General features: G+C 67.0%; 1 protein-coding gene. It reads right to left on the minus strand.

Annotated elements, in window-relative coordinates:
• Window positions 1-1080: acyltransferase domain-containing protein (locus tag V1L54_RS29260; RefSeq protein WP_330121184.1), on the minus strand; the 1080-nt coding region annotated here is incomplete at its 3' end.
• Window positions 1081-1086: the final 6 nt, after the last annotated feature.

Raw genomic sequence — 1086 nt, forward strand, 5'->3', positions numbered from 1 at the left:
CCAGTTGACGGGGACGCCGTGTACGTGGGCCTCGGCCAGCGCGGTCACCCAACGCTGCAGACCACCCTCACCACGACGCAACGTACCCAACACCACCCCAGCACGCCCCGCAGCCTCCATACTCTCCTGCACCCCAACAGCCAGCACCGGATGCGCACTGACCTCCAAGAACACCGTCCGCCCCTCAGCCAACAAAACATCAGTGACATCCCCGAACCGCACCGCGCTCCGCAAATTGTCATACCAATAACCCGCATCCAGCCCCGCCGTGTCCCTCCGCCCCCCCGACACCGACGAATAGAACGGCACCACCGAAGACACCGGCGAAACCGAACCCAGAACACCCAACAACCGCTCCCGAACCCGCTCTACCTGCACACCATGCGACGCATAATCAATCGCCACCCGCCGCGCCCTGATCCCCACACCCTCACAATGCGCCAACACCCCCTCAACACCCGCCACATCACCCGAAACAACCGTCGAACCCGGCCCATTCACCGCCGCCACCGACACCCCCTCCCACCCCCCCACCAACTCCTCAGCCACACCACGAGAAACACCCAACGACACCATCCCCCCCAACCCCACCAACTCCTCAGCAATCACCCGCGCCCGCAACGCCACCACCCGCGCCCCGTCCTCCAACGACAACCCACCCGCAACCACCGCCGCCGCGATCTCCCCCAACGAATGACCCACCACCGCAGACGGCACCACCCCCACCGAAGCCCACAGCCTCGCCAGCGACACCATCACCGCCCACAACACCGGCTGCTCCACCTCAGCCCGCTCCAACTCGGCGCCCTCCCCGCGCACCACCCCCAGCAGCGAGAAATCAGTGAACGGCTCCAACGCCCGGTGACACTCCGCCATCGCCTCGGCGAACACCGGCTCCCGCTCCAACAACTCCGCACCCATCCCCACCCACTGCGCCCCATGCCCCGGAAACACAAACACCGGAGACACCCCAGAACGCCCCACACCACGCACCACACCCGGATGCGGAACACCCCCCGCCAACGCCCCCAACGCCCCCACACGATCCGACCCCAACACCACCGCACGGTGCTCCAACACCGCCCG

Origin of the sequence: Streptomyces rubellus (genome assembly GCF_036323805.1) — a bacterium.
In the GTDB taxonomy this organism is placed as follows: Bacteria; Actinomycetota; Actinomycetes; order Streptomycetales; family Streptomycetaceae; genus Streptomyces.